At 73.3% G+C, this 26,951-nt stretch carries 28 protein-coding genes, 1 tRNA gene and 3 pseudogenes; 13 read left to right on the top strand and 19 right to left on the bottom strand.

Features of this window, described 5'->3' with window-relative positions; genetic code table 11:
* Positions 1-119: 119 nt before the first annotated feature.
* On the top strand, positions 120-893 hold the full coding sequence (gene cobF, locus ACZ4V1_RS14585; protein ID WP_468334574.1) for a precorrin-6A synthase (deacetylating): 774 nt from the start codon (positions 120-122) through the stop codon (positions 891-893).
* 99 nt (positions 894-992) lie between these two features.
* Entirely contained in the window at positions 993-3,065 is a 2,073-nt protein-coding gene (locus tag ACZ4V1_RS14580; protein WP_468334571.1) for an MDR family MFS transporter, read from the top strand.
* A 53-nt stretch (positions 3,066-3,118) separates the two neighbouring features.
* On the opposite strand, the gene ACZ4V1_RS14575 is transcribed toward ACZ4V1_RS14580, so the two are convergent.
* The 4 genes from ACZ4V1_RS14575 to ACZ4V1_RS14560 all read right to left on the bottom strand — a co-directional run bounded on the left by ACZ4V1_RS14575 (position 3,119) and on the right by ACZ4V1_RS14560 (position 7,554).
* Positions 3,119-3,904 (bottom strand): cobalt-precorrin-6A reductase, encoded by a 786-nt coding sequence (locus ACZ4V1_RS14575; protein ID WP_468334568.1) that lies wholly within the window; start codon positions 3,902-3,904, stop codon positions 3,119-3,121.
* Between the two features lie 20 nt (positions 3,905-3,924).
* The gene (locus tag ACZ4V1_RS14570; RefSeq protein ID WP_468334565.1) at positions 3,925-4,722 is read right to left on the bottom strand and encodes a sulfite exporter TauE/SafE family protein; all 798 of its coding nucleotides are present in this window, start codon (positions 4,720-4,722) and stop codon (positions 3,925-3,927) included.
* Positions 4,723-4,785: 63 nt separating this feature from the next.
* A complete protein-coding gene (locus tag ACZ4V1_RS14565) occupies positions 4,786-6,297 on the bottom strand; it encodes a long-chain-fatty-acid--CoA ligase (protein WP_468334562.1) in 1,512 nt (503 codons plus the stop codon).
* Positions 6,298-6,366: 69 nt separating this feature from the next.
* Positions 6,367-7,554 carry a thiolase family protein gene (locus tag ACZ4V1_RS14560; protein ID WP_468334559.1) on the bottom strand — a complete coding sequence of 396 codons (1,188 nt, stop codon included), beginning with the start codon at positions 7,552-7,554 and terminating at the stop codon, positions 6,367-6,369.
* 139 nt (positions 7,555-7,693) lie between these two features.
* On the opposite strand from ACZ4V1_RS14560, the gene ACZ4V1_RS14555 reads away from it, so the two are divergent.
* The 7 genes and pseudogenes from ACZ4V1_RS14555 (at position 7,694) to ACZ4V1_RS14525 (ending at position 11,707) form a co-directional block, all read left to right on the top strand.
* Complete coding sequence (locus ACZ4V1_RS14555; protein WP_468334556.1) at positions 7,694-8,503, top strand: alpha/beta hydrolase; 810 nt, start codon at positions 7,694-7,696, stop codon at positions 8,501-8,503.
* Between the two features lie 143 nt (positions 8,504-8,646).
* Positions 8,647-8,883: pseudogene (locus ACZ4V1_RS14550) on the top strand (WhiB family transcriptional regulator); the annotation flags it as partial.
* Positions 8,884-8,930: 47 nt separating this feature from the next.
* Positions 8,931-9,263 carry a DUF3140 domain-containing protein gene (locus ACZ4V1_RS14545; protein ID WP_310869888.1) on the top strand — a complete coding sequence of 111 codons (333 nt, stop codon included), beginning with the start codon at positions 8,931-8,933 and terminating at the stop codon, positions 9,261-9,263.
* Between the two features lie 2 nt (positions 9,264-9,265).
* Positions 9,266-9,916 carry an HhH-GDP family DNA glycosylase gene (locus ACZ4V1_RS14540; protein WP_468334553.1) on the top strand — a complete coding sequence of 217 codons (651 nt, stop codon included), beginning with the start codon at positions 9,266-9,268 and terminating at the stop codon, positions 9,914-9,916.
* 108 nt (positions 9,917-10,024) lie between these two features.
* Positions 10,025-10,900: a hypothetical protein gene (locus ACZ4V1_RS14535; protein ID WP_468334550.1), complete on the top strand. Its 876-nt coding sequence runs from the start codon at positions 10,025-10,027 to the stop codon at positions 10,898-10,900.
* A gap of 76 nt (positions 10,901-10,976) precedes the next feature.
* Positions 10,977-11,099, top strand: a pseudogene (locus ACZ4V1_RS14530) (amidohydrolase family protein); the annotation flags it as partial.
* An 80-nt stretch (positions 11,100-11,179) separates the two neighbouring features.
* Positions 11,180-11,707 (top strand): NUDIX hydrolase family protein, encoded by a 528-nt coding sequence (locus tag ACZ4V1_RS14525; RefSeq protein ID WP_468334852.1) that lies wholly within the window; start codon positions 11,180-11,182, stop codon positions 11,705-11,707.
* Positions 11,708-11,847: 140 nt separating this feature from the next.
* Here ACZ4V1_RS14525 and ACZ4V1_RS14520 read toward each other — a convergent pair.
* The 13 genes from ACZ4V1_RS14520 to ACZ4V1_RS14460 form a co-directional block, all read right to left on the bottom strand.
* A tRNA-Pro gene (locus tag ACZ4V1_RS14520) sits at positions 11,848-11,921 on the bottom strand.
* 106 nt (positions 11,922-12,027) lie between these two features.
* The gene (locus tag ACZ4V1_RS14515) at positions 12,028-13,344 is read right to left on the bottom strand and encodes an MFS transporter (RefSeq protein ID WP_468334547.1); all 1,317 of its coding nucleotides are present in this window, start codon (positions 13,342-13,344) and stop codon (positions 12,028-12,030) included.
* Between the two features lie 166 nt (positions 13,345-13,510).
* Positions 13,511-13,870 (bottom strand): MmcQ/YjbR family DNA-binding protein, encoded by a 360-nt coding sequence (locus ACZ4V1_RS14510; RefSeq protein WP_468334544.1) that lies wholly within the window; start codon positions 13,868-13,870, stop codon positions 13,511-13,513.
* Between the two features lie 30 nt (positions 13,871-13,900).
* Positions 13,901-14,434, bottom strand: a complete 534-nt coding sequence (locus ACZ4V1_RS14505) for a GNAT family N-acetyltransferase (RefSeq protein WP_468334541.1) — start codon at positions 14,432-14,434, stop codon at positions 13,901-13,903.
* Positions 14,431-15,009, bottom strand: a complete 579-nt coding sequence (locus ACZ4V1_RS14500; RefSeq protein ID WP_468334538.1) for a helix-turn-helix domain-containing protein — start codon at positions 15,007-15,009, stop codon at positions 14,431-14,433. The genes ACZ4V1_RS14505 and ACZ4V1_RS14500 overlap by 4 nt, the downstream gene beginning before the upstream one ends.
* Positions 15,010-15,055: 46 nt before the next feature.
* The gene (locus ACZ4V1_RS14495) at positions 15,056-15,958 is read right to left on the bottom strand and encodes a LysR family transcriptional regulator (protein ID WP_468334535.1); all 903 of its coding nucleotides are present in this window, start codon (positions 15,956-15,958) and stop codon (positions 15,056-15,058) included.
* A gap of 59 nt (positions 15,959-16,017) precedes the next feature.
* A complete protein-coding gene (locus ACZ4V1_RS14490; protein WP_468334532.1) occupies positions 16,018-17,211 on the bottom strand; it encodes a glycine C-acetyltransferase in 1,194 nt (397 codons plus the stop codon).
* 65 nt (positions 17,212-17,276) lie between these two features.
* Entirely contained in the window at positions 17,277-18,305 is a 1,029-nt protein-coding gene (tdh, locus tag ACZ4V1_RS14485) for an L-threonine 3-dehydrogenase (protein ID WP_468334529.1), read from the bottom strand.
* Positions 18,306-18,509: 204 nt separating this feature from the next.
* A complete protein-coding gene (locus ACZ4V1_RS14480) occupies positions 18,510-19,085 on the bottom strand; it encodes a GAF domain-containing protein (protein ID WP_468334526.1) in 576 nt (191 codons plus the stop codon).
* Between the two features lie 82 nt (positions 19,086-19,167).
* Entirely contained in the window at positions 19,168-19,812 is a 645-nt protein-coding gene (locus tag ACZ4V1_RS14475; RefSeq protein WP_468334523.1) for a GTP-binding protein, read from the bottom strand.
* The gene (locus tag ACZ4V1_RS14470; protein WP_193776113.1) at positions 19,790-20,164 is read right to left on the bottom strand and encodes a DUF742 domain-containing protein; all 375 of its coding nucleotides are present in this window, start codon (positions 20,162-20,164) and stop codon (positions 19,790-19,792) included. The genes ACZ4V1_RS14475 and ACZ4V1_RS14470 overlap by 23 nt, the downstream gene beginning before the upstream one ends.
* A gap of 2 nt (positions 20,165-20,166) precedes the next feature.
* Positions 20,167-20,601, bottom strand: coding sequence for a roadblock/LC7 domain-containing protein (locus ACZ4V1_RS14465; protein WP_468334520.1), 435 nt, complete (start codon positions 20,599-20,601; stop codon positions 20,167-20,169).
* Between the two features lie 104 nt (positions 20,602-20,705).
* Positions 20,706-22,586, bottom strand: a complete 1,881-nt coding sequence (locus tag ACZ4V1_RS14460; protein ID WP_468334517.1) for a sensor histidine kinase — start codon at positions 22,584-22,586, stop codon at positions 20,706-20,708.
* 190 nt (positions 22,587-22,776) lie between these two features.
* Here ACZ4V1_RS14460 and ACZ4V1_RS14455 point away from each other — a divergent pair.
* Positions 22,777-23,001: pseudogene (locus ACZ4V1_RS14455) on the top strand (TetR family transcriptional regulator C-terminal domain-containing protein); the annotation flags it as partial.
* Between the two features lie 49 nt (positions 23,002-23,050).
* Positions 23,051-23,266, top strand: coding sequence for a hypothetical protein (locus ACZ4V1_RS14450; RefSeq protein WP_468334515.1), 216 nt, complete (start codon positions 23,051-23,053; stop codon positions 23,264-23,266).
* A gap of 36 nt (positions 23,267-23,302) precedes the next feature.
* On the opposite strand, the gene ACZ4V1_RS14445 is transcribed toward ACZ4V1_RS14450, so the two are convergent.
* The gene (locus tag ACZ4V1_RS14445; RefSeq protein ID WP_468334512.1) at positions 23,303-24,487 is read right to left on the bottom strand and encodes an MBL fold metallo-hydrolase; all 1,185 of its coding nucleotides are present in this window, start codon (positions 24,485-24,487) and stop codon (positions 23,303-23,305) included.
* Between the two features lie 169 nt (positions 24,488-24,656).
* Here ACZ4V1_RS14445 and ACZ4V1_RS14440 point away from each other — a divergent pair, with 169 nt between their 5' ends.
* Both ACZ4V1_RS14440 and ACZ4V1_RS14435 read left to right on the top strand, forming a co-directional pair.
* On the top strand, positions 24,657-25,241 hold the full coding sequence (locus tag ACZ4V1_RS14440; protein WP_468334509.1) for a carboxymuconolactone decarboxylase family protein: 585 nt from the start codon (positions 24,657-24,659) through the stop codon (positions 25,239-25,241).
* Between the two features lie 59 nt (positions 25,242-25,300).
* Positions 25,301-25,921 (top strand): TetR/AcrR family transcriptional regulator, encoded by a 621-nt coding sequence (locus tag ACZ4V1_RS14435; RefSeq protein WP_468334506.1) that lies wholly within the window; start codon positions 25,301-25,303, stop codon positions 25,919-25,921.
* A gap of 234 nt (positions 25,922-26,155) precedes the next feature.
* Here the strand turns inward: ACZ4V1_RS14435 and ACZ4V1_RS14430 are convergent, their stop codons facing one another.
* On the bottom strand, positions 26,156-26,941 hold the full coding sequence (locus tag ACZ4V1_RS14430; protein WP_468334849.1) for an SGNH/GDSL hydrolase family protein: 786 nt from the start codon (positions 26,939-26,941) through the stop codon (positions 26,156-26,158).
* Positions 26,942-26,951 lie beyond the last annotated feature (10 nt).

The raw sequence follows: 26,951 nt of genomic DNA, 5'->3' as shown, positions 1-26,951 counted from the left end.
CCGGGCACGCCCGGCACGCCCGGCACCGAAGGCAGCATGCCTCAGCCGCGGGCAGCCACGCCGCGGTGCCGGGGCAGCCCGGCCGGGGCGTTGTCAGTGGCGTACGGCAGACTCGTGGCGTGCGGAAGATTCATGTGATCGGTATCGGTGCGGGCGACCCCGACCAGCTGACCCTGCAGGCGGTCAGGGCGCTGCGGAGCACGGACGTGTTCTTCGTCCTGGACAAGGGCGAGGTGAAGGCCGACCTGGTGCGGCTGCGCCGGGACATGCTGGAGACGCACGTGCCGGAAGGGACGTACCGGATCGTCGAGGCGCGCGACCCCGAGCGGGACCGGAGTGCCGGCGGCGCGGCGTACTCCCCCGCCGTCGGGGACTGGCGCAGTGCCCGCTCCGGTGTCTACGAGCGGATGATCGCCGAGGAGCTGGGCGAGGGCGAGAGCGGCGCCTTCCTGGTGTGGGGCGACCCCGCGCTGTACGACAGCACGCTGGGCATCCTGGAGGAGATCCTGGAGCGCGGCGCGGTGGAGTTCGAGTACGACGTCGTGCCCGGCATCAGCAGCGTCTCCTCGCTCGTCGCCCGGCACCGGACGGGGCTGAACCGGGTGGCCCGGCCGGTGCAGATCACCACCGGGCGACGGCTCGCGGAGGGCTTCCCGGAGGGGGTGGACGACGTCGTGGTGATGCTCGACGCCCATCAGGCCTTCCGGCGGTACGCGGACCAGGACATCGACATCTACTGGGGCGCCTACCTGGGCACCCCGGACGAGATCCTCGCCTCCGGCCCGATCGCCGAGGCCGCGCCGCGCATCGAGCGCCTGCGCGCCCAGGCGCGGGAGCGCAAGGGCTGGATCATGGACACGTACCTGCTGCGGCGCAACCCCGGCGACGGCTAGCGCCCCGGCAGCCGAGCGTGCCGACGGCCGCACCGACGACCGAACCCGGGCGGACCGTCCCCGCATGCGTGGCCGGTGCACGGGTGTGATCGTGACCGTGTGACAGTCGCCGGGGAAACGCCACGGACCGCTGCCGCCCAGCCGCCCGTGCTGGACAGGCGGCGCCGCAACGTCGTCTTCGTCACGATCATGCTGGGCATGCTGCTCGCGGCGCTGGACCAGACGATCGTGGGCACCGCGCTGCCGACGATCGTGTCGGATCTGGGCGGCGGCGAGCACATGTCGTGGGTGGTGACCTCGTACCTGCTCGCGGAGACCGTGGCGACGGTCCTGGTCGGCAAGTTCGGCGACATGTTCGGCCGCAAGGTCGTCTTCCAGGTCTCGGCGATCGTGTTCATCACGGGCTCGTTCCTGTGCGGACTGGCCACGAGCATGCCGCTGCTGATCAGCTGGCGGGCGATGCAGGGCATCGGCGCGGGCGGCCTGATGGTCACGTCGATGGCGCTGATCGCGGACGTCATCCCGCTGCGGGAGCGCGGCAAGTACCAGGGCGCGATCGGCGCGGTGTTCGGGGTGGCGACGGTCATCGGCCCACTGCTGGGCGGTTTGTTCACCGACCACCTGTCCTGGCGCTGGGCGTTCTACGTCAACGTGCCCATCGCGATCGTCGTCGTCATCGCCGCCGCCCGCACCATCCCGGTGGTGAAGTCGGCCGCCCGGCCCGTCATCGACTACCTGGGCATCGCGCTGGTCGCGGTCGGCGCGAGCGCGCTGATCCTGGCGACGAGCTGGGGCGGCAACGAGTACGCGTGGGGCTCGGCCGTGATCGTCGGCCTGTTCGCGGGCGGGCTGATCGCGCTCGGGCTGTTCTGCTGGGTGGAGACCCGGGCGGCCGAACCGATGCTGCCGATGCGGCTGTTCTCCAACCCGGTGTTCACGGTCTGCTCGGTCCTCAGCTTCATCGTCGGCTTCGCGATGCTCGGCGCGCTGACGTACCTGCCGACCTACCTGCAGTACGTCGACGGCGACTCGGCCACCGTCTCGGGCGTCCGGACGCTGCCGATGGTGGCCGGGCTGCTGATCGCCTCGGTCTTCAGCGGGAGCATGGTCAGCAGGACGGGGCGGTACCGGCTGTTCCCGGTCGTGGGCACCCTGGTCATGGGGGTCGGCCTGTACCTGATGTCGCTCATGGAACCGTCCACGGGCTCCTGGCTGGAGTCGCTGTACATGTTCGTGCTGGGCACGGGCATCGGCCTGTCCATGCAGGTGCTGACCATCGCCGTGCAGAACACCGTCGACTACGCCGACCTCGGCACCGCGACCTCCGGCGTCACCTTCTTCCGCACGCTGGGCAGTTCCTTCGGCACCGCCGTCTTCGGCACCATCTACGCGAACTCGCTCGGCCCCAACCTGCGGGACGGCGTCACCGCCGCCGCGGGGACCGGCGCCGCCGATCCGGCCGTGATCAGCAGGGCGGCGACCAGTCCGGAGGGCGTGCACGGGCTGCCGCCGGAGGCGTCGACGCCGATCGTGGGCGCGTACGCGGACACCATCCAGACCGTGTTCCTGTGGACGGTGCCGGTCGCGGCGCTCGGCTTCCTCGTCGCCCTGTTCCTCAAGCAGGTCCAGCTGCGCGACAGCGCCCGCGCGGGCTCCACCGACATGGGTGAGGGCTTCGCCTCACCGCACGACGCCGACAACAGGCGGGCACTGGAGGCCGCCGTCGGGAAGATCATCGGCAGTACGGAGCTGGACACCGCGCGCCGGATCATCGCGGACAGCGACACCCGGCTCGATGTCGCCGGTGCCTGGGCCGTCATGCAGGTCGACCTGTTCACTCGGCTGGTCGGACACGCCAGCCTCGGCCTGATCGCGGCTCGTCGCCGGGTGCCGCCGGAGGTGCTGCTGCCGGTCTTCGACCGCATGGTCGAGGAGGGTTTCCTCACCCGCCACGGCTCCCTGCTCTCGCACACGGAGGCGGGCGCCCGTGAGGCGCTGGTCATCGGCCGGGCGTGGTCCGCCTGGCTGGAGGACCGGGTGGAACAGGACATCGGCCGTCCCTCGGACGCGGAGCTGCGCGCCGCGGTCGACGCGATCGCCAAGCGCCTGCTGGTCGAGGACCTGAGCAACGGCCTGCAGGGCCGCGTGCGGCAGCCGGTCACGGCCCACTGAGGCCCCGCCGCCCGAGTCGCTCCGGTTTGCCCCAGTCTCCCCACCTGTGCCAGTCACCCCAGCTGTGCCAGCCGCTCCAGCTGTGCCAGCCGCTCCAGTACCGCCGGCACGCCGGACACCACGTCCGCGCCCGGCGGGAGGGGAGGCCTGCGGACGACCACCACCGGGAGGGCCAGTTCCCGGGCCGCCGTGAGTTTGGCCGCGGTGGCCGCTCCCCCGCTGTCCTTGGTCACCACCACGTCGATGCGGTGGTCGCGCAGGAGCGCCGTCTCGTCGGCCACCGTGAACGGGCCGCGGGCCAGCAGGACCTGGGTGTCCGGTGGCAGGGGCGGCTCGGGGGGCTCCACCGACCGGGCGACGAAGTGGAGACCGGTCAGGTGCGCGAAGGCGGTCAGGCCCAGGCGGCCGGTGGTCAGGAAGGCGCGGCGGCCGAGGCCCGGCAGCAGGTCGGCCGCCGCGTCCAGGGACGCGGCGGGATGCCAGTGGTCGCCGGGACCGGCCTGCCAGCCGGGGCGGCGCAGGATCACCGCGGGGGTGCCGGTGACCGCCGCGGCACGGACCGCGTTCGCCGTGATCGTCTCGGCGAAGGGGTGGGTCGCGTCGACGAGGGCGGCCACACGCTCCTCGCGCAGCCAGGCGGCCAGCCCTTCCGCACCGCCGAAGCCGCCGGTCCGTACCTCCCCGGCGAGAGTGCCGGGCCGGGTCACGCGGCCCGCGAGGGAGGTGGTGACGCGGACGCCGGTTCGCGCCACCAGGTCGGCGGCCAGTCGGCGGGCCTCGGTGGTGCCGCCGAGGATCAGCACGTGCGGGGTCGGGCGGGACGGGGTCGGCCGGGACATGCCGTCGAGACTACGCACCGTCAGGGCAGGAGGAGCTGGAGGCCCCCGATCACCGTCGCCGCGATCACCAGCCGCTCGAACAGGCGTTGGTTGATCCGGTTCACAGCCCATTTGCCGATGAACGCTCCTGGGACCACGAACACCAAGAGCGCGGCGTCAAGGAACAGCGAGCGGCCGTCGATCAGGCCGAGGCCGGCGCTGAAGGGCAGCTTGGAGACGTTGACGATCAGGAAGAAGAAAGCCGACGTGCCCAGGAAACCGAGCTTCCGGAAGCCCGCGGAGAGCAGGTACATCGACATCACCGGGCCGCCCGCGTTGGCGACCATCGTGGTGAAGCCGCCGAGGACACCGTACGAGCGGGCCTTCAGGCGACCGGCCCGTGCGCTGATCTCGTCCTGCTGCCCGGCGCGCCGCCCGTCCTGCTGCCCGGCGGCGTCGGCCTGCCGTCGGCGCCAGACCGTCACCCCGGCCATCAGCAGCAGGATCGCGCCGATCGAGGTCCGTACGATCGCGTCGTCCGCCCAGACCAGGAACACGGTGCCCACGACCACACCGACCCCCACCGCCGGGAACAGCCGCCACAGCGTGGGCCAGTGCGCGTGGCGCCGGTAGGTGAGCACGGCCAGGATGTCACCGGCGATCAGCACCGGCAGGAGGATGCCGGTGGAGGCGCGGGCGGGCAGGACCGCCGCGAAGATCGCGAGACTGACCGTGTTGGCGCCGCTCACGGCGGTCTTGGAGAAGCCGACGAGGAAGGCGGCGAAGGCGAGTGCGGCGAATTCCCAGCCGGTGAGATGCCAGAGCGTCATGGTGTTCATTGCGGGCACTGATGCTATGCGCACCTAACCGATGCCCGTAAGCACCGTCTCGCCTGTCGGCCCTTAGCCGGCCGCGTACCGCACCCGCAGCTCGCGCTTGAGCACCTTCATGCTGGGCCCCAGCGGCAGCGCGTCCGCGATTTCCACGCGGCGCGGGTACTTGTACTTGCCGAGGTACCGCCTGGACCACTCGATGACATCGGCGGCGTCCGGCGCCGCGTCCGGGGCGGGGACGACGACGGCGCACACCTCCTCGCCGTGCAGTTCGTCCGGGAGGCCGATGACGGCTGCCTGCGCGATGCCGGGGTGGCGCATCAGCACCTCCTCGACCTCGCGCGGATAGACGTTGTAGCCGCCGCGGATGATGATGTCCTTCTTCCGGTCGACGATCCTGAGGAAGCCCTCGTCGTCCTTGGTGCCGAGGTCCCCGGTGCGGAACCAGCCGTCGACGAGCGCCTCGGCGGTGGCCTCGGGGCGGCCCAGGTAGCCGGAGAAGACGTTGTGTCCGCGTACGACGACCTCGCCCAGCTCGCCGGGCGGCAGCAACTCGACGGTGTCCTCGGCCTCCGCGCGGGCGATCTCCACGTCCACACCCCACAGCGGGTGGCCGATGGTGCCGGGCTTGGCACCGAACACCGGCTGGTTCACGGCCGCCGCCGGGGAGGTCTCCGACAGCCCGTACCCCTCGTAGATCCTCGCGCCGAACGCCTCCTCGAACCGCTCCAGCACGGGGACGGGCAGCGACGCGCCGCCGGACACGCACACCCGCAGGCCGGGCAGGGCGTCGGCGTCGGCCGCGGCGGCGGCGAGGGCGACGAACATGGTCGGCACCCCGTGGAAGGTGTTGACGTTCTCCCGCACCATCAGCTCGATCGCGCGCGCCGCGTCGAAGCGCGGCAGCAGGACGAGGGTGGCGCCGGCCCGCCAGGTGGAGTTCATGGAGACGGTCTGGCCGAAGGCGTGGAACAGCGGCAGCGCGCCGAGCGCGACGTCGTCGGGCCGGATGTCGTTGGCGTCGAAGGCGTTGACGGTCGCGTTCATCACCAGATTGAAGTGGCTGAGCACGGCGCCCTTGGGGACGCCGGTGGTGCCGCTGGTGTAGAAGACGACGGCTGGGTCGTCGGCGTCGCGGGTGACGTACGAAGGCAGGGGCACGGCGTCGGCCGCCAGCCTGTCGAGCTCGTCTCCGAGGGTGATCACCCGTATGCCCGCCTCCCGTGCGGCGGCCGCCCCGGTCTCCGCCTGCGCCGGGTGGCACAGCAGCAGGGTGGCGCCGCTGTCGCGCAGGACGTGCTCGACCTCCGCCGGTGACAGCAGCAGGTGGACCGGGACCACGACGCCACCGGTCGCGGCGATCGCGTAGTACGCCTGCGGGAAGTCGGCGGTGTTCGGTGCCATCAGGGCGACCCGGTCCCCCGGCCGGACGCCCAGGCCGGTGAGGGCGCCGGCCCGGGCCCGGGCCCGCTGCCACACCTCGGCGAAGGTCAGCCGCAGGTCGCCCTCGACCAGCGCCTCCTTGGCGGGACGGCGCCGGGCGTTCTCGGCGAGGATGGCGGCGACGGAGAGGGTTGCCATGGGATGTTGCTCCGTTCCTTGCTGCGGCTCTGCGCAGGGAGTGGGCGGCTTGCGGCGGGGCCGGTGACCTCAGTGCCGCTCGACGAGCACCGCGCTGCCCTGCCCGACACCGACGCACATCGTGGCGAGCCCCCGGGCCGCGCCCGTGCGGCGCATGCGGTGGAGCAGGGTGGTGAGGATGCGGGCGCCGGAGCAGCCGAGCGGGTGGCCCAGCGCGATGGCGCCGCCGCTGGGATTGACCAGGCCGGGGTCGATGCCGAGCTGGTCCACGCAGGCGAGGGCCTGGGCGGCGAACGCCTCGTTGAACTCGGCCTCCGCGAGGTCGTCGACGCTCCAGCCGGCCCGGGCGAGGACCTTGCGGGTGGCGGGGACCGGGCCGATGCCCATGACGTCCGGGTGGACGCCGGCCGAGCCGCCCGCGACATAGCGGCCGAGCGACTCCAGCCCCAGCTCGTTCAGGGCCTCCTCGCTGACCAGGAGGAGACCGGCGGCGCCGTCGTTCATCGGGGAGGCGTTGCCCGCGGTGACGGTGCCGCCCGCGCGGAAGACCGGCTTCAGGCGGGCGAGCTTCTCCACGGAGGTGTCCTCGCGGACGCACTCGTCGGTGTCGACGACCACGCCGTCGGGGCGCTCGACGGGGAGCAGCTCGTCGTCGAAGTGGCCGTTCTTCCGGGCCTCGGCGGCGAGGCGGTGGCTGCGCAGGGCGAACTCGTCCTGGCGTTCGCGCGGGATGCCGTACCGCCCGGCGACCTCCTCCGCCGTCTCACCCATGGCCAGCAGTCCGTGCAGTTCCTTCATCGCCGGGTTGACCAGGCGCCAGCCGAGGCGGGTGTCGACGGTCTCGACGCGGTGCGGCAGGGCCTCGTCGGGGCGGGGCAGGACGAAGGGGGCGCGGCTCATCGACTCCGAGCCGCCGGCGAGCACGATGTCGGCCTCACCCGCGGCGATGGTGCGGGCGGCGGTGGTGACGGCCTCCAGGCCGGAGGCGCACAGGCGGTTCACCGTGGCGCCGGGCACGGAGTCGGGCAGGCCCGCGAGGAGAGCGGCCATGCGGGCGACGTTGCGGTTGTCCTCGCCGGCCTGGTTGGCGGCGCCCCAGTACACGTCGTCGACACGGGCGGGGTCGAGCGCGGGCACGTCGGCGACCAGGCCCCGGATCACGGCGGCGGCGAGGTCGTCGGGCCGCACCGTGGACAGGGCGCCGCGGAGCTTGCCGATCGGGGTGCGGCGGGCGGCCGCGAAGTGGACGGGACGCACGAGGAGACTCCTGACCGTCACTCGGTCGCCGGACGGCGAACGAACACTTAATTAGCACTGCTAGTTTTGGACTATAGACCGCCGGACGGCTCCCTGGGAAGATCCTCCGGTGACCTTCACCGACGCAGTTGGAGGAGACATGACCGAGGCCCGCGAGCACGTCCTGACCGGCACGCACGGACGGCTCACCGCCCGCGAGTGGCCCGCCGGGCGGCCCACGTACGTGGCGCTGCTGGTGCACGGGTACGGCGAGCACATCGGCCGCTACGACGAGGTGGCCGGCGTCCTGGCGGAACACGGCGCGGCCGTGTACGGCGTCGACCACACCGGGCACGGACGGTCGGACGGCGAGCGGGTGCTGATCGAGGACTTCGAGGACGTGGTCACCGACGTGCACACCGTGGCCGAGCGGGCCCGGTCCACCCACCCCGGCCTGCCGCTCGTCATGATCGGGCACTCCATGGGCGGTCTGATCGCCTCCCGCTACGCCCAGCGCCATCCCGGGGAGCTGACCGCGCTGGTGCTCTCCGGGCCGGTGATCGGGGACTGGGAGCTGCCGCGCCGGCTGCTCGCCCTCGAGGAGATCCCCGACACCCCGATCAGCCCGGCCTCGCTATCCCGGGACCCGGCGGTCGGCGCGGCGTACGCGGCGGACCCGCTGGTGTGGCACGGTCCGATGAAGCGGCCGACGCTGGAGGCGTTCGTACGGACCCTGGAGACCGTGGCCAAGGGCGGCGACGTCGGCCGGCTCCCGCTGCTGTGGGTGCACGGCGACGACGACCGGCTGGTCCCGCTGCCCGGCAGCCGCGTCGGCGTCGAACGGCTGAGCGGCGGCGACCTGACCGAGCGGATCTACCCGGGCGCCCGGCACGAGGTCTTCTACGAGACGAACCGGGCGGACGTGTTCGCCGACGTCACGCGCTTCCTGGACGGCGTACTCGCCCGCTGAGCTGTGTGGGCGGAGATCCGACGAGCGGCGCGGGCAGCCCCCCGTCCCGGCGCGGCTGTCCGCCCCGGTGCCCCGCGGGCCGTTCGCCCGGCGCCGCGGCGAGGGGGCGTTTGCCCTCGAGCCTCATGGGCACCCGCGCCCCCATGGAGTGGTTGCGCCGCGCCGCCTGCGTCGACGAGGACCCCGAACTGTTCTTCCCGGTGGGCACCACCGGTCCCGCCCTGCGGGACACCGAGGCCGCCAAGGACGTCTGCACCCGGTGCCCGGTGAGCGCGCAGTGCCTGGCGTTCGCCCTGGACCTGGGGCAGACGTCGGGCGTGTGGGGAGGCACCGGCGAGGAGGAGCGCGTCGCCCTGCTCCGTACGACCGCGCAGCACGCACATGCGCACGACTACGCACATACGCACGACGAAAAGAGGGGCACCTCATGGCCGACGCCCTCGAACTCGACGCGCTGTGGGAGGACTTCCACCGCGTGGTGAACATGACCTCCGCGGAACTCTCGGACTGGCTCCGGGTACGCGACTCCGGCGAGCTGACCGAGCCGCTGCCGGACGACGCCGGCTCACCACTGGGGCAGCACGTCCTCGCGATCCTGCAGAAGCGGCGCACGGACCTGACGGACGACGACCTGCGGGCGATGCGCAAGGTCGTGGACACCGTGACCTCGCAGACCGACCTGGAGAACGAGCCCCGGTCCGAGGACACCCGGCTCAGGCACCGCCTGATGACGGTCGGCCACGACCCGTTGAAACCGTAACCGTGGGCCGTGACCAGCGGCGGGTCGTACGCGAACTCGTCGGCGCGCACGGGCGGACGTACGCCGAGGAGGCCGGCATCCGGCTGAAGGACACCCCGCAGCCGCTGTACCGGCTGCTGGTCCTCGCCCATCTGCTCAGTGCCCGCATCCGCGGCTCGGTCGCCGTGGCCACCGCCCGCGCCCTGCACGAGGCCGGACTGCGCGATCCGCGCCGCATGGCCGCCGCCGACTGGCAGGAGCGGGTGGACGCGCTCGGCCGGGGCGGCTACCGGCGCTACGACGAGCGCACCGCCACCCAGCTCGGCGACGCCGCCGGGCTGCTGACCGAGCGATGGGGCGGGGACCTGCGCCGGCTCCGGAAGGAGGCGGACGGCGAGGTGCCCGAAGTGCGGCGGCTGCTCCAGGAGTTCCCCGGGGTCGGTCCGACCGGCGCGGACATCTTCCTTCGGGAGGTCCAGGGGGTCTGGCCGCAGGTGGCTCCCTACCTGGACCGCAAGGCACTCCAGGGCGCGGAGCACCTCGGCCTGCCCGGCGACCCGGACCGGCTCCTCGACCTCGCGGGGAAGACGGAACCGGCCGTCCTCGCGGCGGCGCTGGTCCGCGCGTCGGTGGACAAGGACGTCGCGCGGGACACGCTCGACCGCGCCGGGTGAGCCTTCCGGCTCCCGCGGCCGGTCACCCGAACAACCCCGTGCGCTGGTGCGTCGGCGGGTGCGGTGATGCGCTGAGGACACCGTGTCACGTCCCAGGAGGCATCCGCGATGAGCCGTCGTCCGTCCCACCCCGTCCGTCTCATGGCCTCCGCCCTGACGGCGGGCGCGCTGCTGACCACGGCCGCCTGCTCGGGCGACGGCCCCGGGCCGGGGGCGGCCTCGGACACCGCCGCCGCGCAGGCCCCCCGGCCGGCCTCCCCCGCAGCCGAGCGGGGCGAGGCGGGAAAGGTCCCCCCGGGCCAGCCCACCGGGTCTCCCAGAACGCTCCCCTCCACCCTCACCGAGTCCGGCGCGAAGGCCGCCCTGCTCACCGAGGCCGACCTGGAGGGCGACTGGAACCAGGTCCAGGACGCGGACAAGTGGCGCGACCGGCTGCTCGTCGGCGAGGTCGACGTCTCCGACTTCCTCACCGCGAAGACCGACGCCGCCGACTGCCAGAAGCTGCTGGACTCCCTGTACCGCGACGACCTGCTGGGCCGGCCGTCGGGGCCGTCGGCGCTCACGGGCTTCGAGCAGGGCGACTCCCGGCTGCTGGAACAGGTCGCCGGATACGACCGCGCCGGGCTGGACGACCGCCTGAAGTGGCTGGACTCCCTGCCGCAGAAATGCGACGAGTTCACCGCGACCGGCGACGCGGGCGAGAAGCGCACGGTCCAGGTGACCGAGGCGTCGGTGCCCGACGTGGGCGACGCGCGTGAGGGCCTGCACGTGACCGTCCGGGGCACCGCCGCCGACAACCCGGCCACGCTCACCCTGGACCTCACCGCCGTACGCGTCGGCACCTCCGCCCTGACCGTCACGGGCGGCGGCCTGGACGGCGGTGAGGCCGCGTCCGTGGAACAGGCGGTGCGGCAGGGCACCGAGCGCCTGAAGACCGTACTGGACGGCGGAACTCCTTCGCCGCAGCCCACCAACCAGTACTGACGGTCCCGCCGGGCGGTGACGGTCCCCGGCGGCACGCCCCGCCGGGCGTCCCTCGACGCGGCGCGGGCGCCGCCGGCAGGAGCGGGTGGACGCCGACGAACTCGCACTGCCGGACGCGCTGCGCATCGCGCGCTGGGCGGGGCGCGACAACGGGCGCCGGGTCTACCGGCTGCCGGGTGGACTGTTGGACGACGGCTGAGCGGCGTGGGACCGGTCACAGTCCCGGAGCGCCACCCGGGAAGCGGGAACGGCTGAAAGTATGATCAAGCGATGTCTGACATGACCGAAACCACGCCGGGCTGGCTGTCGACCGACGAACTCGAGATGGCACGCGCCCGGCTGCCGATCCTGTACGTCGAGGCCGTGCCCGTGCGCGTCGACGACAGCGGTGAAGTCACCAGTGTCGGCCTGCTCCTGCGCATCGGCCCCGACGGGACGGTCAGCCGGACGCTGGTCTCCGGCCGGGTGCTGCACCACGAGCGGGTCCGGGACGCGCTGCTGCGTCATCTGGAGAAGGACCTCGGCCCGGTGGCGCTGCCCCGGGTGCCGTCCTCGCTCCAGCCGTTCACGGTGGCCGAGTACTTCCCCACGCACGGCGTCACGCCGTACCACGACCCCCGGCAGCACGCGGTCTCCCTCGCCTACGTCGTGCCGGTGACCGGCGACTGCCGGCCGCGTCAGGACGCGCTGGACCTGGTCTGGTTCAGCCCGCGGGATGCCCTGTCACCGGCCGTGCAGAGCGAGATGCCGGGCGGGCACGGGGTGCTGCTGAAGCAGGCGCTGGCGCATGTGGGCTGCGTGGTGTGAGGGATCGGCGGCCTCCGGGGAGCCGTCCTGTTCGCCCACGGAACCTCGGACGCGGATCCGCACGCGCAGCCGCGCGCGCCGGAACCCCGTACGCGAAAAGGGCCTTCGCGGACTCTCGTCCGCGAAGGCCCTTCGCCGTGTCGGGACGACAGGATTTGAACCTGCGACCCCTTGACCCCCAGTCAAGTGCGCTACCAAGCTGCGCCACGTCCCGTTGCCCGCCTGACCTGGGGTTTCCCTGGCCGAACGCGCAGGAAAACCATACCGCACTCGGGCCGGTGGTCGCGCACCGCTTTTCCGGGGCGGGCGCCCGCCGCCGGTCAGGTCTTCTTCGCGCGCGAGGGCTCGGGCACCGCCGTCCGGTCCGAGCCGGCGGCGGCCGCGTCGACCCGGACCAGTCCGCGTACCGCCGGTATCAGGAGCAGGGCGGCGCAGACCGCGAAGCTCGTCGCGCCGGCGGCGAGCAGCACGTGATCGGCGCCGACGGCCGAGGCGGCCGGGCCGGCGAGGGCCTGGCCGACCGGCATCATCGCCAGTGATCCCGCAACGTCGTAGGCGTGGATGCGGTTCAGGACGTCGGGCGGGACCTGGGTCTGCACGCTGGTCGCCCACATCACGCCCCAGAAGGACATCCCGGCCCCGGCGACGGCGGCCCCCGTCGCCATGGCGGGTATGCCGAGCCCGGCTCCGACGCTCGCGGGGAAGGCGGCGAAGCCGACGAGGGCGATGGCGCCGGCGCGGAGCATGCGGCGGGGACGCAGCCGCAGGGCGAGGAGTCCGCCCACGACGGTGCCGGCGCCCAGTGCGGAGTTGACCAGGCCGTACGCGCTCGGCCCGTGCTCCCGCACCACCTCGGTCGCCACCAGCGGGACGGTCGGGCCCCACACGGCGATCATGTAGACGCACCAGACCGCGATGACGCCCCACAGCCACTGACGGGAGCGGAACTCCCGCCACCCCTCGACCAGGTCGGCACGGAAGGCCTTCGTTCCGCGCCCGGGCACCACCCGGCTGTCCGGCGAGAGCGGGGGCAGCCGGAGCAGCAGCAGGCACAGGGCACTGACTCCGTACGTGGTCGCGTGGGCCGCGAAGACTCCGCCGGGTGAGGCGAAGCCGACGAGGAGACCGGCCACGGCGGGCCCCGCGAGGTGGGCGGCGGACTCGGCGACGCGTATCGCGCCGTTCGCGCCCTGGATGTCGGAGGCGAGCCGCGGGACGGTGCTGGCGACGCCGGGCTGGAACACGGCGCCGGCGACACCGTTGACGAACCCGATCGCGCAGATCTGCCACAGCACGACGTGGCCGGAGAAGAAGAGCACGGCGGCCAGCGCCTGGGTGCCCAGCCGCACCAGGTCCGCGCCGATCATCAGCTTGCGGGTGCTGAAACGGTCGGCGAGGACTCCGCCGAAGACGACGAGACCGGCGAAGGCGGCGGCCGTCGCGGCCATGGAGAGACCGACCGCGCCCGCCCCGTATCCGTGCTGGAGCAGGCCGGCGGCGAGCGCGACGGGCAGCATCGTGTCACCGAGGCGGGCGATGGCCCGGGCGACGAAGAACAGCGCGAAGTCCCTCGACCAGACGGCTCGTGCCGCCGGCGCCCGCTCGTGCGGGCCGGGCCGCGACGACGACCCTGCCATCCCGCGCTCTCCCTCCCCGGTCGGCCCCCGCCGACCATCCGCCCCGGGCGCCCGCCGCTGATCCCCGCGCGTCTCGCCCCTCCGGCAGCCGGAGCCCCCCTCCGGCCCGGCTGCCACGCATGTCTCCGGATCATGCCACGGGACACTGACATCGCCCGAAGGGTTTTCAGCCCCCGGCCGGCAGCCCCAGCCGGGGGTGGGCCTCCAGCAGCCTGGTGGGGGCCGCCTGGCGCCAGGAGTCGGCGAGGATGTCGCGCAGCTCGTCCTCTCCCTCCAGGGCGGCGAGACGGGCCCGCACCCAGGCGAACTGGGCCTCGTGACCGGCGATCCAGAACTTCTCCGGCTCGGCCAGCACGAGTTCCTCGCGCTCCTCCTTGGGGCAGCGCACCGCTACGGAGGTCTCCTCCTCGGGCAGCGTGGCGAACATCTTCCCCGCGACCCGGAACGTGGGCATGCTCCAGGCGGTCTTCTCCGTCGTGTCCGGCAGGGACAGGGCGATACGGCGTACGTCTTCTGCGTCCGGCATGCCAGGCACCGTAGCCGCCGCCACTGACAATCACCCGGCGACGACCGGGGCGCCGATCTGCTTGAAGTAGAGCGTCGTCGGCCGCGGTTCCCCGCCCGGGTCCGCCGCGTAGCCGGGGATCGTCCCGGCCCGGGTCCACCCCGCGGAGCGGTAGAGGTGCTCGGCGGGGCTGCCGGTCTCGGTGTCCAGATGGAGCAGGGTGAGGCCGGCCGCCGCGGCCGCCTCCTCGGCGGCGGTGAGCAGCCTGCGGCCCAGCCCCCGGCCGCGCTCCGTGCGGGAGACCATCAGCTTGACCAGTTCGGCGCGATGGCGGCTGTTGGGCTTGTCGGGCAGCGCGAGGCCGACCGTCCCGAGCACCCGGTCCCCCTCGTGCGCCACCCAGACGGCGAGCTGCCCGGCGGCCACGGCGGCGGCCCGGCTCCGCCACCAGGCGACGGCATCGGCGCGGTCCAGCGGGGCGAGGAAGCCGACCGAAGCGCCGCCCTCGACGGTGTCGGCCAGCAGGTCCGCCAACTCCCGCAGCAGGGCGGTCAGTCGCCGCTCGTCCACACGGCTCACCATCACGGCAGCACCACCGCCAGCACGTACCGCACGTTCTCGGGCCCGGGGCACCGGAACCTCGTCGGGCCCCACACCCGCATCCGCAGGCAGTCCCCGGTGCCGAGCCGGTGCTCGACCTCTTGTGCCGTCACCTCCAGGGTCCCTTCCAGGACCCAGATGTGCTGCTCCAGGCCGGGCACGGGCGGCCCGTCGTAGGCGATGTCGGCACCGGCGACGAGCCGGCCCTCGACCAGTTCGCCACGCAGCCCGGCGTGCGGCGGGGACACCGAACGGCGTACGAAGCCGGCGGCCCGGTCCTCCCACACCGGCTGCCCGGCAGCCCGCACCAGCGGCGTGGGCTCCCCCTCGACCTCGCCGAGCAACCGGGACATGGTCCGTCCGTAGACCGCGCACAGGCGGTTCAGCACGGAGGCGGTGGGGCTGGTCTCCGCCCGCTCGGCGCGGGACAGCGTGGACCGGCTCACTCCGGAGCGTTCCGCCAGCTTTTCCAGCGACCAGCCGTGTTCGGCGCGCAGCTCGGCCAGCCGGGCGGCGAGCCGGGCGTCCACGGGGTCGGGAGCGACATCGGCATCTCTCATATCCGGGACGCTAACCCGGATATGAGACAGCGGTGTTACCGAAGCCTCACGCCCGGGCCGCCTCGTCGAGTGCGTCCAGGACCGGGCGGATCAGCGGGTGCTGCTCGGCGCCACGGCGTACGGCCGCGAAGACGCGGCGGGTGGGTGCGTCCCCGTCGACGGGGCGGACGACCACACCCGTGAGGTCCGTGCCGTGCAGCGCCGAACGCGGAACGAGCGCCACCCCGACGTCGGCGGCGGCGAGCGACACGACGGCCCGGAAGTCGTCCGAGGAATGCTCCATGCGGGGCTGGAAGCCGGCGTTCTCGCAGGCCATGACCACCACGTCGTGGCACGGGTTGCCCGGGTAGGGGCCGATCCACGGGTCCTTGGCCAGCTCCCCGAGCGGCACCTCGTCGGCGTCGGCGAGGCGGTGGGCGACCGGGACCACCGCGTCGAAGGGCTCGGCGTACAGGGGGACGTGGGTCAGGCGCGGGTCGTCGGCGGGCGGCGCCCCGCGGTACTCGACGGCGACGGCCACGTCGACCTGCCGGTCCAGCACCATCGGCAGGCTGGCGTCCCCCTCGGCGTCCTGGACGCGGATGCGGATGCCGGGCGCCGAATCGGCGAGGCGGGTCAGCGCGGGCGCCACGACGAGGGCGATACCGGTCGCGAAGGAGGCGACCGTGACGGTGCCGGCCGCGCCCGAGCCGTAGGCGGCGAGCTCGGCCTCGGCCCGCTCCAGCTGGGCGAGGACGGCGTTGGTGTGGCTGAGCAGGATCTCGCCGGCCGGGGTCAGGCGTACCCCCTTGGCGCCGCGCTCGACCAGGCGGTGGCCGGTCTCCTGCTCCAGGGCGGCCAGCTGCTGGGAGACCGCGGACGGGGTGAGGTACAGCGCGGCGGCAGCCGCCGTCACGGTGCGGTGGTCCGCCACCGCTCGGAGGATGTGCAGCCGCCGCGCTTCGATCACGGGATCGATTCTCTCACCCGCCGCGCCCGCCGTGCCCGTGGCCGTAGGCACGGCCCGCGTCAGGCGTCGAGCTCCTCGCGCGCCGCCGCGAAGGCGTCGACCGCGCGGTTCACGTCGTCCGTGGAGTGGGCGGCGGAGAGCTGCACGCGGATGCGGGCCTGGCCCTGCGGGACGACGGGGTAGGAGAAGCCGATCACGTACACCCCGCGCTCCAGCAGCAGCTCGGCCATGCGGCCCGCCCTCGACGCGTCGCCGATCATCACCGGCGCGATGGCGTGGTCGCCGGGGAGGACGTCGAAGCCCTCCTCGGTCATCCGGCGGCGGAACAGGGCGGTGTTCTCGGCGAGCCTCACACGCAGGTCGTCGGCCGACTCCAGCAGGTCGAGCACCTTGAGGGAGGCGGCGGCGATCACCGGGGCGAGGGTGTTGGAGAAGAGGTACGGCCGGGAGCGCTGACGCAGCAGGGCGACGATCTCGGCGCGGGCGGCGACGTAGCCGCCCGAGGCACCGCCGAGGGCCTTGCCGAGGGTGCCGGTGATGATGTCGACCCGGTCCATGACGCCGTGCAGCTCGGGGGTGCCGCGGCCGCCGGGGCCGACGAAGCCGACGGCGTGCGAGTCGTCGACCATGACCATGGCGTCGTAGCGGTCGGCCAGGTCGCAGATCTCGGCGAGCGGGGCGACGTAGCCGTCCATGGAGAAGACGCCGTCGGTGACGATCAGCTTGCGGCGGGCGTCGCCGGCGGCCTTGAGCTGCGCCTCCAGATCGGCCATGTCGCGGTTGGCGTAGCGCAGGCGCTTGGCCTTGCTGAGGCGGATGCCGTCGATGATCGAGGCGTGGTTCAGGGCGTCGGAGATCACCGCGTCCTCGGGGCCGAGGAGGGTCTCGAAGACACCGCCGTTGGCGTCGAAGCAGGAGGAGTACAGGATCGTGTCCTCCTGGCCGAGGAACGCGGAGAGCCGGGCCTCGAGTTCCTTGTGCACCTCCTGGGTGCCGCAGATGAAGCGCACGGAGGCCATTCCGTAGCCCCAGCGGTCCAGCGCCTCGTGGGCGGCGGCGACGACCTCGGGGTGGTCGGCGAGGCCGAGGTAGTTGTTGGCGCAGAAGTTGAGGACCTCGCCGGGACGGCCGCCGGCGGTGACGTTCACCGTCGCCGACTGGGGGGTGCCGATGACGCGCTCGGGCTTGTGCAGGCCGGCGGCGCGAATCTCGTCGAGGGTGGCGCGCAGGTCGTCGCGCACGGAGTCGAACATAGCGGGGTCTCCTGGAAGAGGCGCTGGAAAGGGCGCGGGAAGGGGCACTGGAAGGGGCAGCCGACTTACGCGGTCCAGTCGAGGATGACCTTGCCGCCCTTGCCGCCGGCCGCGTCGGCGAACGCGGCCTCGTGGTCGCGGTGGGAGTACCGGCCGGTGATCACGGAGGTGAGGTCGAGACCGCCCTCCAGCAGCACCGACATGGCGTACCAGGTCTCGAACATCTCGCGGCCGTAGATGCCCTTGATGGTGATCATGGAGGTGACGATCCGGGCCCAGTCGACCGGGAAGTCCTCGGACGGCAGGCCGAGCATGGCGATCCGGCCGCCGTGCGTCATGTTGGCGATCATGTCGCGCATGGCCTCGGGACGGCCGGACATCTCCAGACCGATGTCGAAGCCCTCGCGCAGGCCCAGCTCGCGCTGCCCGTCGGCGATGGTCGTCTTCGACACGTTCAGGGCGAGGCTGACGCCGACCTTGAGGGCGAGGTCCAGTCGCTCCTCGCTCACGTCGGTGATCACCACGTTGCGCGCCCCGGCGTGCCGGGCGACCGCGGCGGCCATCAGGCCGATCGGTCCGGCGCCGGTGATGAGGACGTCCTCGCCGACCAGCGGGAAGGACAGGGCGGTGTGCACGGCGTTGCCGAACGGGTCGAAGATCGCGGCGACGTCGAGGTCGACGGGGACGCGGTGCACCCAGACGTTGGCGGCGGGCAGGGCGACGTACTCGGCGAACGCGCCGTCCCGGCCGACGCCGAGCCCGACGGTGGCGCGGCACAGGTGGCGCCGTCCGGCCAGGCAGTTGCGGCACTTGCCGCAGACCAGGTGGCCCTCGCCGCTGACCCGGTCGCCGGCCTTGATGTCGGTGACGTCCCGGCCGGTGTCGACGACCTCGCCGACGAACTCGTGCCCGGCGACGAGCGGGGTGCGGATGGCCTGCCGCGCCCAGCCGTCCCACGCCCGGATGTGCAGGTCGGTGCCGCAGATGCCGGTACGCAGCACCTTGATGAGGACGTCACCGGGTCCGATGACGGGCTCGGGGACGTCCACGAGCCACAGCCCGGGCTCCGCCTTCTCCTTGACCAGCGCCTTCAACGCTAGGGCTCCTGACGGTGAGGTCCCGGCGCCGGGCATGCCTGGGCAGCCCGTGTCCGGGGAGGGGAGGGGAATCGCACGGCGATGTGCCGATCGCACAGCAATCTGCCGTACGACAGCGTCCCGGGTCCATCGAGCCTTTCTTAAGCCCGGCCGCAGCTTTCCTTCACACCCCGCTCGTCCCTCGCGCCGCCGCCCGGCGGCTCACAGCGGGAGCCCGTCCTCCGCGCTGCGTTCGATGCGCCGTACGAGGTCGACCGCCGTCGACTTGATCGTCGCCAGGCCCGCCTTCCCCCAGGTCCGGGGCCTCACGTCGGCGGCGGACACGGCGCCCAGCACCGTTCCCGTGCTGTCGATGAGCGGGGCGCCGAGGTAGGAGCGGATGCCGAACTCGTCGACGACCGGGTTGCCCGCGAAGCGCGGATAGTCGCGCACGTCCTCGAGGACCAGCGCCTTGCGACGGACCACCACGTGGGGGCAGAAGCCGTGGTCGCGCGGCTGGATGCGGGCGAACTCGGGACTGCTGCCGTCCCCCCGCGTCACCGGCGCGATGTCGGGGACCCGCAGGCCCGCGAAGAACTGCCCTCCCTCGACCAGGAAGTTGACCATCGCGTACGGCGCCTCGGCGAGATGGGCGAGGTGGGCCGCGAAGGCGTCGAGGGCCGGATCCGGGCGTTCCGCCAGTCCGAGCCGGCGCAGCCGTCGCACCCGGGCGGGTGCCTCCCGGTCCTCGGGGGTGAGCAGCAGACGTCCGACCGGGCGCGGCGGGTCGTAGCTCATGGGCGGGCTCCGTCGCTGTGGGCGTGCGTCATGTGCGGCTCCGTGGCGGTGTGTGCGTGGATCACCTGGGATTACCCGGGACCTACCTGTGGGCGCCGGACCCCGTCGTGGGGGCCGGTGTGTGGGCGATGAGGTGGCGTACGAGGGTGAGCAGGGTCTGTACGCCGGAACTGGAGATCCGCGCGTCGCAGCGCACGATCGGGATCTCGGGGTGGAGGTCCATGGCGGCCCGCACCTCCTCGGGGTCGTAGCGGTGGGCGCCGTCGAACTCGTTGATCGCGACGATGAAGCCGAGGCCGCGCTCCTCGAAGAAGTCGACGGCGGCGAATGACTCCTCGAGACGGCGGGTGTCGGCGATGATCACGGCACCGAGGGCGCCCTCGCACAGTTCGTCCCACATGAACCAGAAGCGTTCCTGGCCGGGCGTCCCGAAGAGGTACAGCACGTGTTCGGGGTCGAGGGTGATGCGGCCGAAGTCCATGGCCACGGTCGTCTCGAGCTTGTTCTCGATGCCGTCGAGGTTGTCGGTCCCGGCGCTGACCGTGGTGAGCAGTTCCTCCGTGCTCAGCGGTGCGATCTCGCTGACCGCGCCGACGAAGGTCGTCTTGCCCACTCCGAACCCGCCCGCCACGAGGATCTTCAGCGCGGTGGGGAACGGGTCGGTGGTGTCGTGGCCGGACCCCGGTACGGATCCGTGGCCGTAGTCAGAGCTGTCGTCGTAGTCCATCGAGCACTGCCTCCAGAAGGGCCCGGTCCGTGGGATTGTGGTGGAACGAGGCGGGGGGTTTGGTGGTCAGCGCGCCGCAGTCGACGAGGTCCGACAGCAGCACCTTGGTGACTGCCACCGGAAGCCTCAGATGAGCGGCGAGCTCGGCGACCGGAAGGGGCGCCCGGCACAGGTCGAGTGCCTGTGCGTGCTCGGGGCCGAGGTAACCGAGGGGGGTCGCCCCCGTGGCCATCACCTGGGACATCAGGTCGAGCTCGACGGTGGGCCGGGTACGGCCGTTGCTCACGGTGAAAGGGCGCACCAGCCGTCCGGCCGCGTCGTCGAGCCAGGGCCCGTCGCCGGCCGCGGCCACCCTCAAGGCCTCATCGCCGGGGGTTCGACGGCGTACTGCCGGGGTGCGGTGACGAGGTAGGGGCGGACGCTCTTGACGAGCATCGCCATCTCGTAGCCGAGCACGGCGGCGTCGGCTTCGCGGCCGGCCAGCACGGCGAGGCAGGTACCGGAGCCGGCGGTGGTGACGAACAGCAGGGTCGAGTCGAGTTCGACGACGACCTGCCGTACGTCCCCGCCGTCGCCGAAGCGGACACCGGCGCTGCGGCCGAGGGAGTACAGGCCGGAGGCCAGGGCCGCCATGTGGTCGGCGCTGTCCGCGTCGAGTCCGTGGACGGATTTCACGAGTCCGTCGCAGGACAGGAGCACGGCGCTGGACGTGTGCGGTACGCGCTGCACGAGGCCGCTCATCAGCCAGTCGAGGTCGGATACCTGGCCGGTCGGCGCGTCGCTCGCCATGGTGGATCGACTCCTTGGGGTACGAAGGTCTGCGGAAGCGCTGGTCGTGGTGGTGGGGGTGTGGAGGGAGCTGGGGGCGGTCGCGGGGGTGGTCGCGGGGGTGCTCATCCGGCCGGGTCCCTGGGGGTCGGCTCCATGTGTGCCGTCGCCGGATCGACGCGGGTCGGCTCCATCGGCGCGGGCTCCACGGGGGACGGTTCCAGGTGCTGCTGGGCCTCCGCGAGGCCGATGCCGCGCTGGAAGGCCGCCATCAGTCCGGGGTCGTGGCCGGCGTACTGATCGGGCTCCTGGCGCGGTGCGGGGCCACCGCGCAGCTGGGGGGCGATGTGCTCCTGGGCGCGGCGGCGGGGCAGTCGGGGCTTGCCCATGGTGCCGCGCACCGCACTGTGGCGCGGGACGGGCGGGGTGGCGGCGTGCTCGTCGAGGACGCCCCGGTCCTCGGGCCGGAGACCGGGCACGGCGGCGGCCGGGGTGGGCCGGTCGCGGTGGGCGCCGCGCACGGGCAGCGGCACGGGTCCACCGCCGTCGGCCCGGCGGGCGGCGCCCGGGGCGGGTGCCGCGGAGGCCGGAGCGTGTGCCGCGTCGGACGGAACGGCGGGAGACGGGGCGGGAGCCGGCGCGGGGGCGGCCGAGGTGGGCGCGGCCGGAACGGGTGCGCCGGGGAGCGGCGGCACAGCGGTGGCCGCGGGCCTGAGCTCCCGCGGGGGCGGCGGTAGGGGCACCGGGGCGGCCCGGGTGGCTTGCGCCGGCCGGTTCACGTCTCCGGGCAGGGCGCCCGGCTCCGTGCCCAACAGGGCCTGCGGCACGACCAGTACGGCCTGGACGCCGCCGTAGATGTTGGTCTGCAGGCGGACGGTGATCCCGTGCCGCTTGGCGAGCTGGGAGACGACGTACAGCCCGATGCGGCCGTCCGCGAGCAGGCGGGCGACGTTGACCTGGTCGGGATCGGCGAGGAGGGCGTTCATCCGGCTCTGCTCGCCGACGGGCATGCCGAGTCCGCGGTCCTCGACCTCGACGGCGAGGCCCGAGGTGACGAGGTTGGCACGCATCAGCACCTGGGTCTGCGGGGCGGAGAACAGGGTGGCGTTCTCGACGAGTTCCGCCAGCAGGTGGATGACGTCGGCCACGGCGTGGCCGCGCAGGGTGCCGTCGATCGGCGGCACCAGACGGACCCGCGAGTACTGCTCGACCTCGGCGATGGCCGAGCGGAGCACCTCGGTCATGTCGACGGGGTTGCTCCACTGCCGGCGGGAGACGGCGCCGCCCATCACGGCGAGGTTCTCGGCGTGGCGGCGGATGCGGGTGGCGAGGTGGTCGACGTGGAAGAGGCCCTTGAGGAGGTCGGGGTCCTCTATCTCGTTCTCCAGCTCGTCCAGGATGGAGATCTCGCGGTGCACCAGGGACTGCAGGCGCCGCGCGAGGTTGACGAAGACCTCCAGCTTCTGTTCGCTGCCCGCCTGGCTGGACAGCTGGGCGGCCCGGACGACCGCGGTGACGGCGCCGTCGTGGGCGCGGGACAGATCGGCGGCGAGCAGTTCGAAGTCGTCGGCGTCGTCGGGCGGTCCGCCGCGCGGCTTGCGCTGGGGCGGGGTCTCGCCGCGGCGCAACGCCTCGACCACGGCACGCAGATCGCCCTCCGAGCGCGCGGTGCTGCGGCGCAGGGCGCCGACGCGGTCGTGCACGGACCGCGCGGCGCGGTCGGCGGCGACGGCGGCGATGACGACGGCCGCGAGGGTCACCGACACCGCCCCGGCGAGCACGGCCCACAGGACGAGTCCGGGACGGGCGCCGGTGGACCGGACGGTGAACAGGACGACCGCGCAGGCGCCGAGGGCCACCGCGACGGGCGGCAGCACGGCGAGACGCAGGAGCTGGGGCCGTATGTGGGTCTCGGGAAGTGCGGGGGCGGTACGGGAGGCCGGCCGGCCGTGCCGCCCGCCTTCACGGCGGTCTGCTCGCGCGGCCGGGGCGCGGAGGTGAGACATCGGGGTCCTCGTACTGGTCCGTTGGTCCGTCGGGTCCAGGTGCTCGCGCGTGACCGCTGATCCGGCCCTGCGTCGCCCGACGGACACTGACAGTAGTCGCCCGTGCATCATGTGCGGTGGGCAGTTGACAAAGTCCCTCGGACAACGTCCCGCTCTGGTATGAGGCCTCGTACGACAGACCGATAAGCCGGTGGAGGACCCGCTCAGGAGGGGCTGTAGACCGGTCGAACCCGATCAGAAACGGTCACTGTCGGTGAGCGTGCCGGCCGTCGATCACAAGAGGTTCCTGTGCGCCCGCTGGATCTCCTACCCACGGGAACGGGTCTTCCCGGGCGGCTGCTTCCTCTGCTCCGTCTCGGCCGAGTACGACGCCCGGGCGGGGAAGGTCCACGACCCGCCGGCCGCGGCCCGTGCCGACTGGCTCGCCCTCGTCGAGAACACGGCGGCGGAGGCGAGGCGGGCGGATGGCGTCGCCGAGGCGACCGGCGCCCCCCCGGCTCACCTTCGGGATCGTCGCGCTCCTGGAGACGGCCAACACCGAATCGGTGCGCCACGACGGGTTCACCAGCCACGACAGAGCGGCCAGGGGCATCCCGCGCCGCCTGCGCGCGGTGGCCACCGGCCCGTCGGTGCTGCCCGGGGCCGCCCGACCGCCCCGGCGCGCCCCGGACTGCTCGTGACCGCCCGCCCCGCGTCCGGTACGCGTCGGCCTTCCGTCAGTCCTCGCCCACCAGGTCCAGGTCCTGACTCGTCGCCCGCGGGGTGGTGCCGGGCACGGGCCACTCACGGACCGGGGTGTAGCCGACGGAGCGCCACCACGGCTCGGCCGGGAGATCTCCCCCGGGCTCGAAGGGCTGCCCGGGGACGGGTACGGCGAGGGGCTGTCCGACCGACTCGGCGGCGGCCAGGGTCCACTCCACCGGCTCCGCCCACGCGTGCGGCGCGAGATTGAAGGTCCCCCAGTGGATCGGCAGCAGCACTCCGCCCGAGCCGCCTCCTTGCAGGTCGAGGTGGGCGCGTACGCCCTCCTCGGGCGTCATGTGGATGTCCGGCCAGAAGTCGGCGTACGCCCCGAGCTGGATCATCGTGGCGTCGAACGGGCCGTGGGCGGCGCCGATGTCCCGGAAGCCGTCGAAGTATCCGGTGTCCCCGCTGTGGTAGACCCGGTGCTCGTCACCGGCGACGACCCAGGACGCCCAGAGGGTGTGCTGGGTGTTGCGCAGCCCGCGCCCGCAGAAGTGCCGGGCCGGGGTGGCGGTCAGGGTCAGCCCGCCGACGCGCGTCGACTCGTGCCAGTCCAGCTCGCGCAGCCGGCCGGCGGAGACGCCCCAGTGTTCGAGATGGGCGCCGACGCCGAGCGGCACGGCGAACACGGTGTCCGTGCCGGCCAGCGCCAGGATCGTGGGCATGTCCAGATGGTCGTAATGGTCGTGCGAGATGACGACGACGTCGACCGGGCCCAGGGCCGCCAGCGGCACCGGGACCGGGTGCAGCCGCTTGGGTCCGGCGAAGGGGAACGGGGAGCAGCGCTCGCCCCAGACGGGGTCGAAGAGCACCCGTTGTCCGTCGATCTCGGCGAGAACGCTGGAGTGTCCCATCCAGGTCAGCCGCAACCCGGTGGCGGGCGGCCGGGCGATGTCGGCGAGCGTGGTGGAGTGCACCGGGACCGTGCCCCGCGGCGCACGGCGGAGCCGTGCCTCCCGGTCGAAGTAGATCTTGGCGAACTCGCGCGCCGATCCGGAGGGCCGGGTCCGGGCGGTGCCGCCGGGGTTCTCGAAGACGCCGTCACCGAAGTGCGGCGATCTGCGGATACGCGCCATGCGCTCACCGCTCGGGTCCGCGCCGAAGGCCGCGGGCCGCGGCATGCGGAGCCCGGGGCTCGGGGAACGGAAACCGGCCACGGGTACCTCCAGGTGGAGTAGGTCAGGCTCTCATTGTCGGCTTGTCCGACGTCACCTCGAACGACGGATGTCACATCCGTGTTCCCTCCGCCCGTCGTACCGGTGAGGGCGATCCCGCCGGGGCGCCCGGAAGACGACGGCACGACCGAAGGACAGGAAGGTGGTCCCCATGGCCCGCGTGTCCCTCTCCCCTCCCCGAACACTCCTCCTCCGCGTCGTGGAGTGGTACTCCCGGCGTGCCTACGGCAAGGTCCTGGACCCCGGCAAGGCGCTCGCCCACAATCCGCGCGTGCTCTGGGGCGACCTGCGGTTCGAGCGGTCCGTGGCCAAGTGGAACAGGCTGGACCCCGACCTGAAGGCGCTCGCCGTGATGGCCTCGGCGGCCTCGATCGGCTGCTCCTGGTGCATGGACTTCGGGTACTGGGAGAACGCCGGACGCGGCATGGACCGGAGCAAGCTGCACGACGTGCCGGTGTGGCGGGAGAGCGAGGCCTACACGCCGCTGGAGCGGGACGTCATGGAGTACGCGGAGGCGGTGACGGCGACTCCGCCCACCGTCGGCGACGACCTCGCCGAACGGCTGCGGGCCCGGCTGGGGGAGCCCGCGTTCGTGGAGCTGACGGCCATCGTCGCGGTGGAGAACCTGCGTTCCCGGATCAACGCGGCGCTCGACCTCACCAGCCAGGGCTTCAAGGACTCCTGCGACCTGTCCGACGCGGGGCCCAGCGCCGCGGGCGCCGCCGCGACGGACTGAGCCACCGGGCCGGGGACGGCCGTCGCCGCCCGTCCGGACGCCTGTATAGGGTGACGGACGTGGGGAGAGTCCGGTTGAGTGTGACGGAGCGGCGCGAGGAGCTGCTGCGCGCGGCCGTCGAACAGATATCGGCGCGTGGCGTGGCCGCGTTGCGCATCGCCGACGTGGCCGCCGCGCTCGGTGTCAGCAACGCGCTGGTGCTCTACCACTTCTCCACCAAGGAGAAGCTGGTCGCCGCCGCGTTCACCTACGCCGCCGAGGACGATCTCGCCCGTCTGCGCAAGCTGCTCGGCCGGCGCACGTCGGCGCTGCGCCGGCTGCGGGCGGCCGTGCGGTGGTACGCCCCGACCGGGCAGGCCAAGGGCTGGCGGCTGTGGATCGAGGGCTGGGCGGTGGCGTTGCGTGAGCCCGCGCTGCGGGAGGTCACGCGGGAACTGGACCGCCAGTGGAAGGCGGCGATCGCCGACGTCGTCGCCGAGGGCGTGGCCGCCGGGGAGTTCCCGTGCCCGGACCCCGACGGCGCCGCTCTGCGGCTGACCGCCCTGCTCGACGGACTGGCCGTGCAGCTGACCTCGTACGCGGGCGCGGTCTCACGGACCCGGGCCCACGAGTGGATGGACGACGCACTCGCCCGGGAACTGGGCCTGGAGCGGGAGGCGTTGACCACGCCTCGGCTCTAGGTGTGCCGTCCGGCAGCCCGGCACCCCGCACGCGGCGGCCGGCAACACGACGGCGGTCGGCGGCGTACGGTCACCCGGCCCGCGGCGTTCCGCCACCCGGCCCTCGCCCAGGCCCGGCGCGGCCCCGCCCGGCGAGGTGTCGCGCACACGGCCCCGGGACGACGGGCGGGACGACGGGCGGGACGGCGCGGGACCGGGCGACCGGATGCCGCCGACCGCCCGTGGTCCCCGCCGTCAGGCCACGGTCGCGATCCGCACCTTGATGTCGTCCGGCGACAGCGCCCCCTTGGCCGTCACGTGGTCGCCCGACGACTCGCCGCGCAGTCGGCGTCCGATCCACGGCACCAGGTACTCGCGCGCCCAGTGCACGTCGTCGCGCCGGACGTCCAGGGTGCCGCGGGGCGGCAGCGGCGGCCAGAGCTGGTCCGGGTCGGCCGGGACGCGCAGACCGAGGGCCTGGCCCGCGCGCAGCGCCACGCGTGTGTGACCCTCCGGCGACAGGTGCAGCCGGTCGGCGTCCCACGCCCTGCGGTCCTGGACGCTCCGGAGCGACCACAGGTCGAGCACCGGGCAGCCGTAGCGGTCGGCGACGGCCCGGACGTGCCCGTTGTACGTGGCGATCTTCCCGCGCAGATGCTTGAGGACGGGCACCCCGCGGGTGTCGAAGCCGGTGGTCACCAGGACGGTGCCGGCCGCGACGCTCAGCGCGGCCACCGCCCGCTCGAACCGCTCGGCCACCTCGTCCGGATCGGTGCCGGGCCGGATGATGTCGTTGCCGCCCGCCGCGAACGACACCAGGTCGGGCGCGAGTTCGGCGACCCGCGGGACCTGCTCCGCCACGATCTGGTCGAGGAGCCTGCCGCGCACGGCGAGGTTCGTGTATCTGAAGTCGCCCTCGGGACGCCGGTCGGCGAGCAGCACGGCGAACCGGTCGGCCCAGCCGACGAACGCCCCGTCGGGGCCGGGATCTCCGACGCCCTCGGTGAAGCTGTCCCCCACCGCCACGTACGACCCGATCACTTCTCTGCTG

The organism is Streptomyces sp. NPDC028991 (assembly GCF_055564775.1).
Note: the sequence above shows the minus strand (reverse complement) of the source record. Positions and strands in the feature narration are given on the sequence as shown.

Bases quoted from the DNA above. Each gene is read 5' to 3' on its own strand.
- ACZ4V1_RS14575 (WP_468334568.1), bottom strand. From the start codon at position 3,904: ATGTCCCGGCCGACCCCGTCCCGCCCGACCCCGCACGTGCTGATCCTC.
- ACZ4V1_RS14570 (WP_468334565.1), bottom strand. From the start codon at position 4,722: ATGAACACCATGACGCTCTGGCATCTCACCGGCTGGGAATTCGCCGCA.
- ACZ4V1_RS14565 (WP_468334562.1), bottom strand. From the start codon at position 6,297: ATGGCAACCCTCTCCGTCGCCGCCATCCTCGCCGAGAACGCCCGGCGC.
- ACZ4V1_RS14555 (WP_468334556.1), top strand. From the start codon at position 7,694: ATGACCGAGGCCCGCGAGCACGTCCTGACCGGCACGCACGGACGGCTC.
- ACZ4V1_RS14545 (WP_310869888.1), top strand. From the start codon at position 8,931: ATGGCCGACGCCCTCGAACTCGACGCGCTGTGGGAGGACTTCCACCGC.
- ACZ4V1_RS14535 (WP_468334550.1), top strand. From the start codon at position 10,025: ATGAGCCGTCGTCCGTCCCACCCCGTCCGTCTCATGGCCTCCGCCCTG.
- ACZ4V1_RS14525 (WP_468334852.1), top strand. From the start codon at position 11,180: ATGACCGAAACCACGCCGGGCTGGCTGTCGACCGACGAACTCGAGATG.
- ACZ4V1_RS14515 (WP_468334547.1), bottom strand. From the start codon at position 13,344: ATGGCAGGGTCGTCGTCGCGGCCCGGCCCGCACGAGCGGGCGCCGGCG.
- ACZ4V1_RS14510 (WP_468334544.1), bottom strand. From the start codon at position 13,870: ATGCCGGACGCAGAAGACGTACGCCGTATCGCCCTGTCCCTGCCGGAC.
- ACZ4V1_RS14500 (WP_468334538.1), bottom strand. From the start codon at position 15,009: ATGAGAGATGCCGATGTCGCTCCCGACCCCGTGGACGCCCGGCTCGCC.
- ACZ4V1_RS14490 (WP_468334532.1), bottom strand. From the start codon at position 17,211: ATGTTCGACTCCGTGCGCGACGACCTGCGCGCCACCCTCGACGAGATT.
- ACZ4V1_RS14480 (WP_468334526.1), bottom strand. From the start codon at position 19,085: ATGAGCTACGACCCGCCGCGCCCGGTCGGACGTCTGCTGCTCACCCCC.
- ACZ4V1_RS14475 (WP_468334523.1), bottom strand. From the start codon at position 19,812: ATGGACTACGACGACAGCTCTGACTACGGCCACGGATCCGTACCGGGG.
- ACZ4V1_RS14465 (WP_468334520.1), bottom strand. From the start codon at position 20,601: ATGGCGAGCGACGCGCCGACCGGCCAGGTATCCGACCTCGACTGGCTG.
- ACZ4V1_RS14460 (WP_468334517.1), bottom strand. From the start codon at position 22,586: ATGTCTCACCTCCGCGCCCCGGCCGCGCGAGCAGACCGCCGTGAAGGC.
- ACZ4V1_RS14450 (WP_468334515.1), top strand. From the start codon at position 23,051: ATGGCGTCGCCGAGGCGACCGGCGCCCCCCCGGCTCACCTTCGGGATC.
- ACZ4V1_RS14440 (WP_468334509.1), top strand. From the start codon at position 24,657: ATGGCCCGCGTGTCCCTCTCCCCTCCCCGAACACTCCTCCTCCGCGTC.